The 17,478-nt window shown below is 68.9% G+C and carries 13 protein-coding genes and 1 pseudogene; 9 read left to right on the top strand and 5 right to left on the bottom strand.

The genetic code is table 11. The features are described 5' to 3' along the window. A complete protein-coding gene (locus tag ACSQ2F_RS21110) occupies window positions 1-1,983 on the bottom strand; it encodes a TonB-dependent receptor plug domain-containing protein (RefSeq protein WP_436026203.1) in 1,983 nt (660 codons plus the stop codon). Between the two features lie 165 nt (window positions 1,984-2,148). Beyond that, complete coding sequence (gene hmpA / locus ACSQ2F_RS21105) at window positions 2,149-3,330, bottom strand: NO-inducible flavohemoprotein (RefSeq protein WP_436026202.1); 1,182 nt, start codon at window positions 3,328-3,330, stop codon at window positions 2,149-2,151. Window positions 3,331-3,429: 99 nt separating this feature from the next. On the opposite strand from hmpA, the gene norR reads away from it, so the two are divergent. Both norR and ACSQ2F_RS21095 read left to right on the top strand, forming a co-directional pair. After that, the gene (norR, locus tag ACSQ2F_RS21100; RefSeq protein WP_436026201.1) at window positions 3,430-5,010 is read left to right on the top strand and encodes a nitric oxide reductase transcriptional regulator NorR; all 1,581 of its coding nucleotides are present in this window, start codon (window positions 3,430-3,432) and stop codon (window positions 5,008-5,010) included. A gap of 109 nt (window positions 5,011-5,119) precedes the next feature. Then, entirely contained in the window at window positions 5,120-5,557 is a 438-nt protein-coding gene (locus ACSQ2F_RS21095; RefSeq protein ID WP_436026200.1) for an excinuclease ATPase subunit, read from the top strand. Here ACSQ2F_RS21095 and ACSQ2F_RS21090 read toward each other — a convergent pair. Beyond that, window positions 5,536-5,934 (bottom strand): hypothetical protein, encoded by a 399-nt coding sequence (locus tag ACSQ2F_RS21090; RefSeq protein WP_436026199.1) that lies wholly within the window; start codon window positions 5,932-5,934, stop codon window positions 5,536-5,538. The two genes, ACSQ2F_RS21095 and ACSQ2F_RS21090, sit on opposite strands and share 22 nt — an antisense overlap. 108 nt (window positions 5,935-6,042) lie before the next feature. Further along, window positions 6,043-7,815 (bottom strand): methyl-accepting chemotaxis protein, encoded by a 1,773-nt coding sequence (locus ACSQ2F_RS21085; protein WP_436026198.1) that lies wholly within the window; start codon window positions 7,813-7,815, stop codon window positions 6,043-6,045. Between the two features lie 545 nt (window positions 7,816-8,360). On the opposite strand from ACSQ2F_RS21085, the gene ACSQ2F_RS21080 reads away from it, so the two are divergent. Then, window positions 8,361-9,131 carry an HAD-IIB family hydrolase gene (locus ACSQ2F_RS21080; protein WP_436026197.1) on the top strand — a complete coding sequence of 257 codons (771 nt, stop codon included), beginning with the start codon at window positions 8,361-8,363 and terminating at the stop codon, window positions 9,129-9,131. A 126-nt stretch (window positions 9,132-9,257) separates the two neighbouring features. Here ACSQ2F_RS21080 and rtcR read toward each other — a convergent pair whose 3' ends face one another. Continuing rightward, entirely contained in the window at window positions 9,258-10,868 is a 1,611-nt protein-coding gene (rtcR, locus tag ACSQ2F_RS21075; RefSeq protein WP_436026196.1) for an RNA repair transcriptional activator RtcR, read from the bottom strand. Between the two features lie 207 nt (window positions 10,869-11,075). On the opposite strand from rtcR, the gene ACSQ2F_RS21070 reads away from it, so the two are divergent. The 6 genes and pseudogenes from ACSQ2F_RS21070 to ACSQ2F_RS21045 all read left to right on the top strand — a co-directional run bounded on the left by ACSQ2F_RS21070 (window position 11,076) and on the right by ACSQ2F_RS21045 (window position 17,409). Beyond that, the gene (locus ACSQ2F_RS21070) at window positions 11,076-12,299 is read left to right on the top strand and encodes an RtcB family protein (protein ID WP_436026195.1); all 1,224 of its coding nucleotides are present in this window, start codon (window positions 11,076-11,078) and stop codon (window positions 12,297-12,299) included. Between the two features lie 74 nt (window positions 12,300-12,373). Beyond that, complete coding sequence (gene rtcA / locus ACSQ2F_RS21065; protein ID WP_436026194.1) at window positions 12,374-13,414, top strand: RNA 3'-terminal phosphate cyclase; 1,041 nt, start codon at window positions 12,374-12,376, stop codon at window positions 13,412-13,414. 172 nt (window positions 13,415-13,586) lie between these two features. Next, a complete protein-coding gene (locus ACSQ2F_RS21060; RefSeq protein ID WP_436026193.1) occupies window positions 13,587-13,796 on the top strand; it encodes a DUF3079 domain-containing protein in 210 nt (69 codons plus the stop codon). Between the two features lie 162 nt (window positions 13,797-13,958). Beyond that, on the top strand, window positions 13,959-14,348 hold the full coding sequence (locus ACSQ2F_RS21055) for a VOC family protein (protein WP_436026192.1): 390 nt from the start codon (window positions 13,959-13,961) through the stop codon (window positions 14,346-14,348). 15 nt (window positions 14,349-14,363) lie between these two features. Next, a pseudogene (locus ACSQ2F_RS21050) lies at window positions 14,364-17,177 on the top strand (hemagglutinin repeat-containing protein); the annotation flags it as partial. A 40-nt stretch (window positions 17,178-17,217) separates the two neighbouring features. Continuing rightward, window positions 17,218-17,409, top strand: coding sequence for a hypothetical protein (locus ACSQ2F_RS21045; RefSeq protein WP_436026191.1), 192 nt, complete (start codon window positions 17,218-17,220; stop codon window positions 17,407-17,409). The last annotated feature ends 69 nt before the right edge of the window (window positions 17,410-17,478 follow it).

The following is a 17,478-nucleotide window of genomic DNA, read 5'->3' as shown; positions in this document are numbered from 1 at the left end:
TCAAAAGCGAACCGACATGCCGAGCACGGCCGATCGCCCTTCGCGCGGCAAGCTGTCGGACACGTGTTCGGGCCCGGCCGGGTCCTGGCGGGCCACGTCCGCGATGTTGTAGACGCTCAGGAACAGTGCCCACGGCTTGTCGGCCGGGTCGTGCTGAACGGTGACGTTGGTGACCAGCTCGGATGCGAGGCGCGCGCCCGACAACGTCCGGCGTCCGCTCATGCCGAGCAGTTCCACGCCGAGCCGCGTGGCTGAGCTTGCCACCGGTGTGCTGGCATGCAGCTTGAAGAGCGCCGCCGGCGCGTTGCTTACCACCCGTCCATCCGACAGTCGCACCTGCTGTTGCGTCCAGCTGCTGCGGACGCGTTGTCCGTGTCCGCCGATGTACTCGGCCTCGAGTTCGAGGCCCGTCGCGCGCGCGCTGCCGGTGTTGCGGTAAACCAGCAGGCCGGTGGGTTCATCCACCACCTGTTCGATCAACCCGCGGATGCGCGTCTGGAACAGCGATGCAGCGAGCCGCAGCTGCTGCGAGGCGCGCCAATCGGCCGCCAGCTCGTTGGCATGCAGGCGCTCGCGCGTCAGGCTCGGGTCCAGCGTGCTGCCCGGAATGCCAGGCTGCAGCTCGTACGCGTTGGGATCGCGAAAGGCCGCGCCCGACAGCATCTTGAGGGTAAGACCGTCCAGCGGCGTCCACAGCAGCGAGCCGCGCGGGGTGAGGCGACCGTTGCGCCGCGTCGACTTGTCGAAGCGGGCGCCGAGGCCCAGCGTCACGTCCGGGCGCAGCGCGATCTCGTCGTTGATGAAGAGGCCCAGCCGATCGCTGGTCGCGTTCGTGTCGAGCACCACCCCATCGGCGGGCTCGACCGCGACGACGTCGGTCCGCTGCCGGAAGTTGCGCTGGTATTCGACGCCGTAGACGAAGCGGTGCGTCTCCCACGCCCCGCGCGTCCAGCGCGCTTCGGCGCCCAGCCAGCGGCCCTGGTCGCGGTAGCGCTGGAGCTCGCCATCCGGTTCGTAGCGGCCAAGGTCGGTGTATTCGTAGGCCCCGACGCCCACGTGCAGGTAGGCCGAGCGCTCGGCGCCGCTGTCGCGCTGCCAGGTCAGGTCGGTCGAGGCGAAGCGGTCGCGGAACTCGGCGGCCGGGTCGGCGAAGACCATGCCGTAGGGCGCGTTGGGCACCTGCTTGGAACGGTCGGACGCCAGTGCGGAGAGCACCCATTCGCCGGACGTCAGGCGGGCGTAGGCCTTGCGATCGTCTTCGGCGTCGAGGCCATCGACCCGCCCGGCGGGATGATCGGGACTGACGTGGGCGGGGTAGTGGTAGGCCTGGCCCGGACGCCGCTCGCCACTGACGCCGACGAGCAGGGTGCCGTTGCCGAAGTCGCGGCCCACGGTGGCGCTCAGCTTGCGGTCCCGCGCCGAGCCGCCCTTGAGCGACAGCTCGTTGCCGCGAAGGTTGGCCGCGCTGCGCGTGATGACATTGACCACGCCATACACGGCGTTCGAGCCGTACAGGGCCGAACCGGGACCGGCAATGAACTCGACGCGCTCGATCAGGCCGATGTCGAGCGGGAACTCGCGCCCGACGAGGGCCGAGTCGTAGAAGTTCTCGTTGGCGCGCACGCCGTCGATGAGCAGCAGCACGCGCGAGCTGTAGTCGCCCGGCCGGCTGAAGCCGCGCACGCCGAGGTAGTCGTAGGCCTGGTCGCGGCGCACATGGACGCCGCGCACGGCATTCAGCACCTCGGCCAGCGTGCGCCAGCCGAAGGTCCGGATGTCGCCGGCGGTCAGCACCGTCACCGAGGCCGGCGCCTGGGCGGCCTTCTGGCTGTACTTCGACGCGGCGTACACGGGCGCGGCAAGCAGGTCCTCCAGCTCGTCGATGCCCGGCTCGGCCGCACGCGCGACGCGCGGCTGCGTGAGTCCGCACACGAGCGCGAGGACGGCCAGGGAGACACAGCGGAATGGAACGCGAGCGGTCATTCGGATACCCCCTGTCGTCCGGGGAGCCGGACGGCAGGTCGATCGGGTGGAGAGGCAGGGATTCACGACGCGTGGTCGTGCACTGCTCTCTCTATCGGCGCCCCCGGGGAAAACGTGAAGTCGCGGCCGTGACTTCGTTCACCGAAAGCGCGGCCCGCTGGCCGGTCAGGCCAACGCGGAGGCCGGACCGAAGAACTCCCATCGACATTGCTTTTCCGGCACGCCCGCTTGCACGAGCAGCTGGCGCATCGCCCGCATGAAGCCCTTGGGGCCGACGAACAGCGCGTCCACGTCGCGCGATTCGGGCAGCCAGGCGGCGAGCTGCTCGCCCGTCAGCATGCCCACCGCATCCGGGGCCGGGGCCGGCGCGGCGTGCTCGTCATAGCAGTAGCGCCGCGTGAGTTGCGGGTGGCGCGCCGCCAGGCCGTCGAGCCAGTCGCGGAAGGCGTGCACCCCGGCGTGCCGGGCGCAATGGATGAAGTGCACCGGCCGCCCGGTGGGCAGCGCCGCCTCGAGCATGGCGACCATCGGCGTAATGCCCACGCCCCCGCTGATCAGCACCAGCGGGCGCTCGCCCTCGGGCAGGGTGAATCCGCCGGCCGGCGGGAACAGGGCCAGTGCGTCGCCCACGTCGACCCGGTCGTGCAGGAAGCCCGACACCCGCCCGCCGGCCTCGCGCTTCACGCTGATGCGGTAGCTGCGGCCGTTCGGTGCGGCCGACAGGGAATAGTTGCGACGCACTTCCTCGCCATCGATGACGAGCTTGAGGCCGATGTACTGGCCGGGCTTGAAGTCCATCACCGCGCCGCCGTCGGCAGGCGTCAGCACGAAGGAGGTGATCTCCTCGCTTTCGCGGCGCTTGGCGCTGACGCGGAACTCGCGGGCGCCCGCCCAGCCGCCCGGTGCGGCGGCGTTCGCCCCGTAGACGGCTCGTTCGGCGCCGATCAACAGGTCGGCCAGTTGGCCGTAGGCGGCGGCCCAGGCCTCGATGACGGCGTCGGTAGCGATCTCGCTGCCCAGCACCTCACGGATGGCACGCAGCAGGCACTGGCCCACCAACGGGTAGTGCTCCGGCTGCACTTGCAGGCCGACGTGCTTGGTGACGATCTGCCCGGCCAGCGGGCCGAGCGCCTCCAGCCGGTCGATGTGCCGCGCATAGGCGAGCACGCCGTTGGCGAGCGCGCGCGACTGTTCGCCACTCGCCTGGTGGGCCTGGTTGAACATCGGTCGGAGTTCCGGGTGCTCCGACAGGAGCAAACGGTAGAAGTGCGAGGTCAGCGCCTCGCCGCCGGTCTCCAGCAGGGGCACGGTGGCCTTCACGATGTCGCGTTGGGCGGGGGTGAGCATCAGGGCGTCTCCTTCGAGTTGGGGAGCACTCGCTTTGCACTGTGCATGCCAGGGCTTCGCCCATGGAGAATCAACGACTTGACGCAGATCAATGTCAGAATGACTACTTTGTCACGCAGTCAATATGACTTCCAAGAGGTGAATCCGACTTCTCCACCCCTGCTCGATGCGCTGGTCCCGCTGGTCGCCGACCTGGCCCGCGACCTGCCCGAGCGCGAGCGCTATCGCCGGCTGTTGCAAACGTTGCGGGTGCTCCTGCCCTGCGACGCCGTCGCCCTGCTCAAGCTCGATGGCGATAGCCTGGTGCCGCTCGCGGTGGACGGGCTGAGCCCCGACACGCTCGGTCGCCGCTTCCGCGCGGATTCACATCCACGGCTGAAGGCCATCCTGCAGGCGGCCGGCCCGCTGCGTTTCCCGCCCGACTCGCCACTGCCTGATCCCTACGACGGTCTGGTGGAGGCCGTCGGCAGCGGCGGCCTCGAGGTGCACGATTGCATGGGCTGCGCGCTGCAGGTGGGCGAGCGTCCGTGGGGGGTGCTCACCGTGGATGCCCTCGACCCGACCCGTTTCGGGCCGGCCGACGTGCCGACGCTGCAGGCCTTCGCCGGCCTCGCCGAAGCCACCGTCCGTGTGGCGGAACACATCGACCGGCTCGCGTTGCGAGCCGAGGGATTCCGCGCCGCCACGGCCACCGGCCCGCGCCCGCTGCTCGGCCACAGCACAGCCTTCCGGGTGCTGCAGCGCGAGATCACGCTGCTCGCGGCGAGCGAACTCACGGTGCTCCTCGGCGGGGAGACCGGTGTCGGCAAGGACCTGGTGGCCCGGGCCATCCATGCCACCTCGGCGCGCGCCGGCCGCCCGCTCATCAGCCTGAACTGCGCCGCGCTGCCGGACAACCTGGTCGAGAGCGAACTCTTCGGCCACGTTCGAGGCGCGTTCACCGGCGCCGTGGCGGACCGCCGCGGCAAGTTCGAGCTGGCCGACGGCGGGACGCTCTTCCTCGACGAGGTGGGCGAACTGCCACTGGCGGCGCAGGCCAAGCTGCTGCGGGTCCTGCAGAGCGGGCAACTGCAGCGGCTCGGCGCGGACCGCGAACCTCGTGTGGACGTGCGGCTCATCGCGGCCACCAACCGCGACCTGGCCGAGGAAGTCCGCGCCGGTCGCTTCCGCGCCGACCTGTACCACCGCCTGAGCGTCTACCCGCTGCGAGTGCCGCCACTGCGCGAGCGCGGTCGGGACGTGCTGGTCATCAGCGGCAGTTTCCTGGAGGAGAACCGCGCCCGGCTCGGCCTCGGTGGCCTGCGACTGGCGCCCGACGCCCAGGCCGTGCTGCTGAGCCATGACTGGCCCGGCAACGTCCGGGAACTCGAGCACACCATCGCGCGGACGGCCTTGCGTGCGCTCGGCCGGCAGCCGCAGCGGCCGCGCATCCTCACCCTGACGGCCGCCGATTTCGACCTCGGCGGTGCGGCGCGCCCGCTGGTCGCGGCCGTCGAGCCGGCCGAGACGCCAGCCACCACGGACACCCTGCGCGCGGCCACCGACAGCTTCCAGCGTCGGCACATCGAGCAGAGCCTGGCACGCCACCGCGGCAACCGTGCTGCGGCTGCTCGCGACCTCGGCATGGACCGCGCTAACCTCGCCCGCCTTGCCCGGCGCCTGGGGGTTGCGTTGTCTTGACGCGAAACGCAGGGAAAGTTCACACGAGGCGCCTCGTGGGCAGCGCTAGACTCCCGGCGCTGGCGGGCCTTCCCGTCGCGTCCTGACTTTCATCCCTGGAGATCGATCCGTGAAAAAAGCCCTCGCCCTGGCCCTGCTCGCCTGCGCCGTCGTCGTCCCCGCGCACGCTCGGGATACCGAACTCAAGCTGCCCTTCGAGGACGTGTTGCAGATGCCCGAAGCCAAGGAAAAGCTCGACGGCTCGGTGCGGTTCTTCCTGGCCGGGCAGAAGACGCCCAAGGTGCTCGAGAAGAAGGGCGGCGACAAGACCAGCAAGAAGACCAACGGGTTCGGCAAGGACGACGACGTCGCCTGCCGCTGGGCCGCGCTGTCGGCGCTGATCGCGTTGCAGGACCGCGCGAAGGCGCAAGGCGCGAACGCCGTGGTCGACATCGTCAGCTACTACAAGAACGATGCCTTCAGCAGCGCGACCGAGTACGAGTGCCATGCCGGCAACATCGTGGTCGGCGTGACGCTCAAGGGCACCTACGCCAAGATCGCCAACTGATCCGCACGGCGGGCGCGCAGGCGCCCGTCCGGTCTGCTTGCGCGCGACCGTGATGAACGCGCCCGGCCGCGCCGGCACCGATGCGCGCACCTGCCCGATCCCGCGCTGGCAGCAGGTGAGGCGCAGGCGACGTTCACAGTCGATGCGGCGAAGACACCGCTGACGTCATCCCGCTGCTCGTCGAACAACAGACCTGCCGCCGCGCCGAGGTCGTCGGCAGCCGCTTGCGGCGCCGTCCCGCGTCCGGACGTTTCAATGGCGGGCGGCATCTCGCTGTCGCCACCCTGGACCGTGTCGATCCAGACAGCCCGCGAGCGGCAGGCCACCAGCCGCAGCAGGCCCGCCAAGGTCGCGATGGTGAAGCGCTTGCCTGGCAAGCGCCCTCCAGTCCCTCGCTCTCCAGGGCATGGACAGGCATGTTCTCGAGCATTGCAAATGCGTAGGGCGTCCACAACTGCGGCGACGCGCAATGCAGGCCCTATTCGTCAGAAGCTCTCCCACTCCGTGGAGGCTGCGCCAGCGGACAACGCCAGCACGGCCGGTCGACTGGCGGTGCGCGCTGCCGTGACCGCGCGGAGCACAGGTGCCGCTGCGGGGGCGCGGGCGGCCGGTTTCCGGAGCGTGGGCTCGGCCGCACGGGGCGCTGCACGGTGGGCCGAGGCGGGCGTCTCGACCGCCAGGCCGCGCGACCCCGCCACCGCACGCGGCAGCTTGAACGCCAGCACCACCGAGGCGAGGGTCGTCGCCTGGCCGCGCAGGCTCTCGGTCGCCGCGGCGCTCTCTTCCACGAGCGCGGCATTCTGCTGCGTCACGTCGTCGAGTTGGGTGATGGCGTTGTGCACCTGGCTTGCGGCTTCGCGTTGCTCCACGGTGGCGGACGTGATCTCGCCGACCATGTCGGCCACACCTTGCACGCGGGTGACGATGTCGGTCATGGCGGCGCCGGCGGTCTCGACCAGCTTGGCGCCGGACTCGACCTGCTCGACGCTGTGGCTGATCAAGGTCTTGATTTCCTTGGCAGCCTCGGCACTGCGCTGGGCCAGGGTGCGCACCTCGCTGGCGACGACGGCAAAGCCGCGACCCTGCTCGCCGGCACGCGCGGCCTCCACCGCCGCGTTGAGGGCGAGGATGTTCGTCTGGAACGCGATGCCATCGATCACGCCGATGATCTCGCCGATGCGGCGTGAGCTGCCGGTGATGGCGCCCATCGTGTCGACCACGCGACCGACCACCTCTCCGCCCTGGCGGGCCGCCGCACTTGCTGCCGCTGCCAGCTCGGACGCCTGACGCGAGGACTCGGCATTGTTGGCCACCCCCGTGTTCATCTGCTGCATGGAGGCCGCCGTCTGCTGCAGGTTGGACGCCTGCTCCTCGGTGCGCTGCGACAGGTCGGCCGTGCCGCTGGCGATCTCGGCCGAGGCGGTGGCGATCGAGTCCGAGGCGCTGCGCACCTGGCCGAGCACGCCGGCCAGCCGCGCCTGCATCTCGGCCAGCGAGGCCAGCACGCTGCCCGCTGCAGCGCCTCGCTCCAGGCCCTCTTCGGACAGGTCTCCGGCGGCCACGCGGCTGGCAATGGCACCCAGCCGCGCCGGCTCGGCGCCCAGCGCCTGAACGAGTCCACGGGTGATGTAGATGCCGAGGCCGATGGCCAGTCCCACGGCGATCAGGGCCGCGGCGGCGAGCAGGCGGCTGCTGGTGTCATAGGCGTGCTGGCCCTCCACCACGCGGGCACGGGCCGCATCATCCAGGTGAGCGATGTAGGCGGCCGTCCGGTCGAGCAGACTCGAGAGCAGCGGGTTGCATTCCGCATTCATCTTGGCCACGGCCGCGTCGCGCTCGCCCGCCTCGGCGAGGCGCACGATCTCCAGGGCCACCGGCCCATACCGGGCCTCGACCGACCGCACCGCCTCCAGCAAGCCGCGTTCATCGGCGCCTACCGCGTCCGCGGGACCGCCGGCAAGTGCAGCGAGCGCGGCATTCACCGCGCCGTGCGCACGGCGCACCGCCTCGCTGGCCGCCTTGCGGTCGGAGTCGCTGGTCATCAGCACCAGGTTGCGCGCAGCCACTGCGCGGGCGTTGGCGCCGTCGAGCATGTCCTTGGCCAGCTGCGCGCGCTTGGCATCGCGCTCCAGGTAGTTGGCAAACCGGGACTGGCTGGCCGACAGGGAAGCGCCCGCAATGGCGGACACCATGAGAACGAGCGCCGCCAGGATACCGAAGGCGAGAAGCAGGCGGGCGCGAACGGTGAGCTTGGACATGCGGGTCTCTTCAAGGGGAGGCTTGGACGCCGTCACAAGCGGACGGCGGTGAACACACGTGGCGGACCGTTATCAGATCCAGCCGACTTGCAAATGATATGACTGATTGGTCTCTTTTTGGCGTGCCCGAATTAACGGGAATACCGTATCGTTTAGTCGCGTAATTACCCGATCAAGCGTGAAATTCGCACGCGTTCCCCACACGGCCGAGGGGCGGCGCCGTGCAAAGGGCCATGCCCTGCAACCCCTGACCGGCAATTCATTCGCGACGGGCCGAGGAGCGAACGAAGCTCCGGGACCCTCGACCCGGTCATCCTCGGACCCGCTGCCACAGCCGCCGCCCGAGTACCGCCGACCCAGGTATTCGCCGCGCCGGAGGCGACGGTGATCGGGGTGTGTTGCGGGTACGCTCATGTCCATGGCACGGTTGCTGGCGGCTTTCCCCTGTTCCAGCGTCAGTCCGTGCAGTCGTTCATGAACCGCGGGCATCAACTGAGGATCCACGGTCCTTGGCCCAGCCGTTGCCCTCCACTTCCCTGCATCCCATGCCCCTGACTTCTCTCCCCCGCGCCGTGCTCACCGACGTCGACGACACGCTGACCTGGGAAGGCCGCCTGCCGGTGCGCGCGTTGGAAGCGCTGTACCGACTGCACGACGCAGGTGTCGCGGTGATTCCCATCACGGGCGCCTGCGCCGGCTGGTGTGACCAGATGGCGCGCACGTGGCCGGTGGCCGCGGTGATCGGCGAGAACGGTGCGTTCGTCATCGAGCGCCATGGCCGCCAAATGCGCTACCACGACACGCAAGACGAAGCCACCCGCCTCACCCACCGCAGTCGCCTGGCCAAGGTGGCCGACGCCGTGATGCGGCAGACGCCGGGATTGGCGCCGGCCCGCGACAACGTCTACCGCCGCTACGACCTGGCACTCGACCATGCCCAGGACGTGCCACGCCTGGCCGAGACCGAGGTGGCGCGCGCCTTGGCCGCGGCCCGAGGCCTGGGTGTGCAGGCCACGGCAAGCTCCATTCACATCAACCTGTGGCTGGGCGACTTCAGCAAGCGCCTCGCGGCGGAGCGCTGGCTGGCGGAGTCCCTGCGCCTGCAGGGCGAGGCGGCCCGCGCGCAGGTCGTGTTCGTCGGCGACTCGCTGAACGACGCGCAGATGTTCGAAGCCTATCCGCGCAGCGTGGGCGTGGCCAACATCCAGCGTCACCTGGCCAGCCTGCCGCGGCCACCGGCCCACATCACGCGAGCCCCGGGTGGCCTGGGCTTTGCCGAATGGGTGGATGAACTGCTCGGCGCCGGGCCTGGCTGATCGCCGCCTTGCCGATCGCACGTCACCCGGCCCCAAGGCCTGGCAAGCGACCGGGTAGACACCGCTCGCAGGCTTCGGACCGCCGAGGTCTGCACGCGGGTGGAATCGGTTCGCTCGGTTCCGCGCTCAGCGTCCTGCCACGTCGCTCCAGGCGAGGCCGAAGCGCTGCAGGTACTTGCGCAGCCGGTCTGCATCGTTGACGACGCTGCGCTGCAGGCGCGAGTGGTCGAACAGGCGGCGGCCCGCCTCCGACAGGCTGCTGCACGTGCGGCACACCCGGACCACGGCCTCGAGCTGCAAGCGGTCGAACAGGTCGAGCGAGCCGCGCACCTCCTCCGTCAGCAGCGCGTCCAACTGCACCTCGCCGGGACCGGCGGGCGGGGACGCGCCGTCGCGGTGCCACAGCCAACGCAGGCGCGCCAGTTCCGCATCCACCAACGCCGTGCTGATGCGGCCCGCGTCGGCGAGGGTCGCCAACCGCATGATGCTGGCCGACAGGTCACGAAAGTTGCCGTGCCACGCCGCCTCTCCCGACGTGGCGAAGCGCAGGTACGCGGCCTTGGCTTCCGCGTTGAAGCGCACGGCGCGTCCGAGTTCCGCGGCCATCTGCGCCAACAGGTGCTCCACGTTGGGTTCGATGTCCTCGGGCCGCTCGACCAGTCCGGGCAAGGTGTAATTCCAGAGGTTGATGCGGGCATACAGGTCTTCGCGGAAGCGTCCCTCGGCCACGTCACGGCGCAGGTCCCGGTTCGTGCCGGCCACGAGCTGGAAGTCGCTGGTCACCTCACGGTCGCTGCCGAGGGGGAAGAAGCGCTTCTCCTCCACCGCCTTGAGCAGCATGGCTTGTTCATCCCGGCCCAGTTCCCCGATCTCGTCGAGGAACAGCACACCCTCGTGGGCGCTGCGCAGCAGACCGGCGCGGTCGGCGGCCGCACCGGTGAAGGCGCCCTTGCGGTGGCCGAAGAGCGTGGAGACCGCGCCGTCGCCCTGCAAGGTGGCGCAGTTCACCTCGACGAACGGCCCGCTGACCTGGTGGCGCGCCTTCTTCAGCTCGTACATGCGCCGCGCAAGGTGCGACTTGCCGGCGCCCGTCGGTCCGGTGAGCAGGACGGGCGCCTTCGATCGCACGGCCACCCGCTCGATCTCCTCGATGAGGGCGTTGAACGCGCGGTTGCGCGTGGGGATGCCGCTCTTGAGGAAGTCGAGGGCCTGCTGTTGCGCCTGGCCGAAGCGCTGGGCCAGCACGTCGTAACGGGACAGGTCCAGATCGATCAGGGTGTAGCTGCCGGGGTTGCCCGCGGCCTGCTTCCTGGGTGGGGCGGTCTGCAGCAGCACCCCCGGGATGAAGCGGGCCTCCACCATCAGGAACATGCAGATCTGGGCGACGTGCGTGCCGGTGGTGATGTGGGCCCAGTAACGCTCCCGCTCCGGTTTGAACGCATAGCTCCGCGACCAGTCGTACAGCGCGGCGTACATCTCGCCGAAGTCCCACGGGTCGGCCACGTCGATGCGCACCAGGCGCACCTCGGTTTCGGGCGAGACCTTGGCGATGTCAGCGCGCAGTTGCTCCGCGAGGGTCTCGTGACGTTCGCCATGGAGCAGCTCGAGGCGGTCGATGACGACCTCCTCATGCTGCGTCAGGGAGACGGTCGGGCGCCATTTCTCCCAGCGGCCGGCAGCGATGCCGGCATCAAGCTGGGTTCCGAGAAAGCCAATGACGACGGTCTTCTTGGCCATTTAGCCAGATGGATAGTGGACTCGCCAGAATTCTAGCCCTAGCGTCGGTGCGCCAGCCGCAGCCGATCGGATCGGGCCGTCACCGTGGCCGAATCTCCTTGCGAATCAACGACTTGAGCAGAACCGCCGCAGACCCGGGCAAGGTGGCACGGCCGTTGCGAACACGTCCTGCCCGGCGCAGTGCCGGACCAATGATGGAGAGAACGAATGAACAACAACTACAACACTCAGGAAGTGCCCGGCGGCGTGCCGGTGAAGATGTGGACGCGGGGCGTTCCGGTCGAAGACGAGGCCCGTGAGCAGCTGGCCAATGCGGCACGCCTGCCGATCGTCTTCAAGCACATCGCCGCCATGCCGGACGTGCACCTGGGCATCGGAGCCACCGTGGGATCGGTGATCCCGACCGTCAAGGCCATCATTCCCGCGGCCGTGGGCGTGGACATCGGCTGCGGCATGATGGCGTGCAAGACCACGCTGCGCGCCGAAGACCTGCCCGACAACCTCGGCAAGCTGCGCAGCACCATCGAACGCACCGTGCCGCACGGCATCTCGCCGCGCCGCGGTGGCCGCGACAAGGGCAGCTGGGACACCCCGCCCGATGCGGTGGACGAGGCCTGGGCCACGCTGGCCGACGAGTTCGAGGCGCTGTGCGAACTGCACCCGCGGCTGCGCAACACCAACAACCGCAAACACCTCGGCACGCTCGGCACCGGCAACCACTTCATCGAGGTGTGCCTCGATGAAGCCGACTTCGTGTGGTTCATGCTGCACTCCGGCTCGCGCGGCGTGGGCAACGCCATCGGCACTCATTTCATCGAGCTGGCCAAGAAGGACGCCGAGCAGCACCAGCGCAACCTGCCCGACCGAGACCTCGCCTACTTCGAGGAAGGCGCGCGCTACTTCGGCGACTACGTGCGCGGCGTGGGCTGGGCGCAGAAGTTCGCGCGCCTGAACCGCGAGGTGATGATGAAGAACCTCGTCGAGGCGGTGCGCAAGTGCATTCCGAAGCCCTTCGACGCGCATGTGGAGGCGGTGAACTGCCACCACAACTACGTGCAGCAGGAGCGGCACTTCGGCCAGGACGTCTTCATCACCCGCAAGGGCGCGGTGAGCGCTCGCAAGGGTGAGCTCGGCATCATCCCCGGCAGCATGGGCGCGCGCAGCTACATCGTGCGCGGGCTCGGCAACCCGGAGAGCTTCGAGAGCTGCAGCCACGGCGCCGGCCGCGTGATGAGCCGGACCAAGGCGAAGAAGCTGTTCACCGTCGCCGACCAGGTGAAGGCCACCGTTGGCGTCGAGTGCCGCAAGGACGCCGATGTCATCGACGAGATTCCGATGGCCTACAAGGACATCGATGCCGTGATGGACGCACAGAAGGACCTCGTCGAGGTGGTGCACACCTTGAAGCAGGTGGTGTGCGTGAAGGGCTGAGAGGCCGACCCCGCCGGACCACCGGCCGCGCCATCGGGGAGGTGGCGCGTGAATCACGACAACAAGGAAAAGACATGATCGACATCGACGGATCCGCCGGGGAAGGCGGCGGCCAGATCCTGCGCACCGCGCTCTCGCTGTCCATGTGCACCGGCCAGCCGGTGCGCATCGACGGCATCCGCGCACGGCGCCCGAAGCCCGGCCTGATGCGCCAGCACCTGGCCTGCGTCACCGCGGCCCAGGCCGTGTGCGGCGCGACGGTCGAAGGTGCCGACCTGGGGTCGGCCCGCGTGGTCTTCCGGCCGGGGCCCATCGCGGCCGGCGCGTACACCTTCGCGATCGGCTCCGCGGGCAGCTGCCTGCTCGTGCTGCAGACCGTGTTGCCCGCGCTGCTGCAGGCCCCGGGTGAAAGCCAGCTGACCTTGACGGGCGGCACGCACAACCCGATGGCGCCTTCGTTCCACTTCATCGACCGCTGCTTCGCGCCGCTGCTGCGGCGCACCGGCGCCGGCCTCTCGCTACGGCTCGTCCGGCACGGCTTCTATCCTGCCGGTGGCGGCGAGGTGCAGGCCCGCATCACGCCCGCCGAAGGCGGCCTGCAGCCCTTCGATCTGCTGACGCGCGGCGAGCGCGCAGGCGCCGAGGCCGAGTGCCTGGTGCCCGGCTTGTCGCCGCGCATCGCCGAACGGGAGTTGGCGCTGGTCGCCCGCGCCCTGGGCTGGACCGAGGCGCAGCTGCAGACGCCGGCCATCAGCCGCGGCGAGGGGCCCGGCAATGCACTCGTTGCCACCCTTCGCCACGAGCACGTCAACGAGGTGGTGACGGCGATCGGTGCCAAGGGGCGCTCCGCCGAGCAGGTGGCGCAGGAAGCCATCGACGCCCTGCGCGCCTACGGCGCCAGCACCGCCGCCGCCGGCCCCCACCTGGCCGACCAGCTCGCCCTGCCGCTGGCCCTGGCGGTCCACCACACCCGCCGGCCGGCGAGCTACACCTGCACCGAGGTCACCGAGCACACCCGGACCAACCTCGAGACGATCCGGCAGTTCCTGCCCCTGCAGGCCAGCGTCGATCTGACGGGGGGTCACTGGACCGTGCGCCTCGCGCCCGGCGCTTGAATCACGCCGCGCACGGCCTCGGGCCCACGGCGCATCGCGTCACGCAAGGCAGCGGAGCAGCCCCGCTTCTTGATCCAGCCCAAGGTGACGCGGCGCCCGACGACTAGGATGGGCGGTGTCGCATGCCAGGCGCCCACGAGGCGGCCGCCATGTCGACGGCGAAAGGCCCACCATGGTCAAGAAGTTCCCGATCCTCCCCGCCCACCCCGAGCGCATCTGCTGGGGTTGCGACAAGTACTGCCCCGCCGACGCCCTGATGTGCGGCAACGGCAGCCTGGCCACCCCCCATCCCTCCGAGCTGTTCGGAGAGGACTGGATGTCATGGGGCCTGGATGCGCCGACGGCTGGCGAACGCGAGCCGCCCGAATCCGGGCCGGCATGACCGGCTGGCTGGCTGGCTGGCTGGCGATCTGAAGGACTACCGCATACGCAGAAGGCCCGGTCGGCAATTCCGACCGCCCCACCCGCTTGAATGCGCGCGGGCGCGCCCCGTCGTTCATGATCCGCGCCTTCCTGCAACGACGCTCCCCGGAGCCATCGAACCATGCGCATCGCCAATTCCGCCATCTCGCTGATGGTCCATGACGTCGCGGCCTCCAGCCGCTTCCTGGTCTCGCACTTCGGCTTTCGGGAAGCCATGGCCGCCGACGGCTTCGTGTCGTTGGTGCACGACGATGTCGCCACCGGTGTCGTCTTCCTGCAGCACGGGGCCGAGTGGCTGCCGTCCGGTCGGAAGGATCCCGTCGCCAGCGGACTGATCCTCTCCTTCGTCGTGGCCGACCTGACCGCCGAGGAAGCCCGCCTGCGCCGCGAAGGCGTGACCATCACCATTCCGGTCTGGGAGCAGCCCTGGGGCGAACGGCTCTTCCGGGTGACGGACCCGAACGGCGTGGCGATCGAGGTGGTGCAGGGGGCGGCGCAGAGGCTGGATTGAGCCGGAACGCCCGGTAGAGCCGAGCGCAACACGTGGCTCATGGCGGACGGCGCCATCCGCCTCGGTGCGGCCGGGAACACGGCCGTGCAGAAAAGCAGGGATGGCTCGAGCGGTGCTAGCCTGGGAATCGGCTTCGGACTGTTCAGCGACCAGAACGGCTTCACCATCGACCTCGCCGCAAGCCGCAGCCGCGGTCGCGCCGATGGCACCGACAGCAGCTGGACGAACAGCCACGTCACGAGCGGAAAGACCTTGACCCTGTCCTCCGGTGGCGATACCACCTTGCAGGGCGCCGTCGTCGACGCGCACCGTGTGGAGGGCGAGGTAGCGGGCAACCTGCGCATCGAGAGCTTGCAGGACCGCAGCACCTACGACAGCAAGCAGGAGAGCGCCGGCCTGAATGTGAGCCTGTGCGTGCCGCCCATCTGCTACGGCACCTTCGTCTCCGCTGCCGGCTTCCACTTCGGCAGCACGAAGATCCAAGCCAACCAGCGCTACGTGGCCGAGCAGAGCGGCTTCTTCGCGGGCGACGGCGGCTACGACATCCGCGTGGGCGGGAGCACCGATCTGGTGGGCGGTGTCATCGCCGCCAGCCCGACGGCGCTCGAGCAGGGCCTGACCCGGTTCGAAAGCCTGGGCGGGCTGACGCAGCGGGATGTCGTCAACGTCGCCGAGTTCAATGCCGACGCCTTCGCCATGAGCGCGCAGGTCAGCAGCGAGACCTCCCGGCGAAACCCTGCCAACGGCGCGGCAACCTCTGCGGCACCAAGCAGCGGCGCGCCTGAGCAAGGCGGCAGGCCCACCGCCGGTGTCGGCTTCGGCGCGGACGGCGAGCACCTGGAGAGCGTGACCCGCAGCGGCGTTGGCGTGTCCACCGCCACCGACACCGCCGGCATCCTGCGTCCCACCTTCAACGCCGAGCGCACCCGCCGCGAGATGGCCGCGCAGGTGCAGATCACCCAGACCTTCAGCCAGAAGGCTCCCCAGGCCGTGGCCCGCCTGTCGGACCATTTGGTGCGATCAGCCGCCGAACAGTCCCTGCAAGCCCGCCAGTACCTCGCCCTGTGGCGCGAACGCGAAGCCGGCACCCTCACCGACCCGGCGCTGCGCAACGAACTCGTTCGGCTGGAGCAAGGGGCGAACATGTCGCCCGAGCGCGCCATCGCGACCCTGGAAGACCCGGCGTTGCGCGAGCGGCAGGAACTGTTTGCCGAGGGTGGCGCGGGCCGCATTGCGTTGCACACGTTGACCGGTGCGCTCGGCGGCGGCCTTGGCGGTGCACTGGGCGCGGGCAGCGTGGCCGCAGCGGCGCCTCAGATCGACGAATGGCAGCGCAACGTCGTCGCCGCGGCTCGCAGCGTCACAAGCGACCTCGGGATCGACGGCGGATACGCCACCATGTTCGGGCAGGCGTTCGGTCAGGTGACGTCGGCCAGCCTCGGCGCCGTCGCCGGTGGCGCGGCGGGCGCCGGGTGGGGCTTCGCCGTCGACACGAACAACCGCCAATTGCACTCGTCCGAAGTCCAGCGGGTCAGGGAGCTCGCCCAAGGTGACAAAGAGAAGGAGCTGCGCCTTCTCGCTGCCGCCTGCGCCATGACGCGGTGTGCCGACGGCGTGCCGACGGACGACCCCCATTACGACTTCCTCTCGAAGCTGCAGGCGGTCGGCGCCAGCATGGCGTCTGAACAGAGCCTGCTGAACCAGCAGTACGGGCGAAAGGGCCGGGTGATCGAGCGGCTGTTTCAGTACTCGTGGGTCGACGACTACCTCATCGACCCCTCGACGAAGGCCAAGCTCGGGACCCGTACGGCTGGCGCCGGCCAGTTCGTGCTCGGAGGCTTGGGCACGCTGGCAAGCGGAAGCGTCTGCGTGACCGGCTGGGGCTGCGCAGCGGGCTTGATCGGCGGGACGGTGAGCCTCGACTACGCTCAGTCCGGACTGACCCAAGCATGGACCGGCCAGGGCAGCGTGCCCTACGGCGAACAGTTGCTTCGATCGGCCGGATTGAGCGACGAGGCAGCAGCCTTGGGGTACGGCTTGCTGGGACTGGCTGCACCGGCAGCGCAGGGCGCCTCGGCGATGGGCAGAACCGCAGGCCAGGGGACACTGGTGGGATCCCAGGGGGTTGCACCCTCCTCCCGCGGCAGGCTTCTGGCGAACGATGGCGGACCGACAATTGCAGGGAACGGTAGTGCGTCTGGAGCGGGATCTTCCCAGGCAAGTGGGCGCCAGTTTGGCAAAGTGGAATCGGTGGCGGTAGGAGCCCCCGGAGCGGCAGTCCCGGAGTTCGTCGGACCCGGCATCGGGCGCTCGGGCTTTACGACTTCTAGTGACTTCGCGGATGCGAGCTTCCAGCGCTACCAGGGCTACGTGACCGATGCTTACGGCGCAGCGCGTGCAGCAGAAGACGCCGGACTGCTGCGCGGGAATCCGAACACTCGAATAGGTAACTTCGTTGACCGCGACAGTGCCGCTCGCTTCCGCGGCTGGCTCAGTTCAGAGGGAATTTCTGAGGGCTCGAGTGAGTTTGTCCAGATGAATCGGTGGCTTAGGGACCCGGCCGGGACTGGACTTTATGTTCGTCCTGATATTAGAATTTCAGCTGCGGAGTCCATACTAGATGCGACCGTCGGGATGAAATGGTCGACCGATACGCAGATTGCGCGATTCAGCGCATTCTCAGGCGGCGATGCGATCACAATCGTCCGGCCTCAGCAGTTGGGTGGCAGCTATAGCATTTGGCCATCAAGAAGGAATCGATATGGCATGGGTAAACAATCTAGACGGCCTATACGACTTCATTGGCTATGTCGTGCTTCGCGCCCCTGATAGTTTTCCCAAGGAGGACTATTTAAAGCCCGAGGAGCAAATGACCTTGGAAAAGGCATTTTCGGAGCTTCGTGCTGGGCTGAATTTTGTTGAGTCCGAAGTAGTAGGTGTCGAAACAAAGCTTCAGCTTTCTTCTTTGTTGGAAGAAGCTCAAACTGCTTATGTGCAAGGCGAGCAAAAAAAGGGAGCACACTTGCTTCAAGATTTCGAAGCGCTGATATTCAAGACATAGTCACAAGTCGACTTGAATTTATTGGACCGCTCGTGGCGGGTCATTTGGCAATACCGGAATTGCCAGCGC

Origin of the sequence: Rhizobacter sp. LjRoot28, from assembly GCF_964253025.1 — a bacterium.
Taxonomy (GTDB): domain Bacteria; phylum Pseudomonadota; class Gammaproteobacteria; order Burkholderiales; family Burkholderiaceae_C; genus Rhizobacter.
The sequence above is the reverse complement of the archived record's forward strand: the minus strand, read 5'-3'. Positions and strand labels throughout refer to the sequence as shown.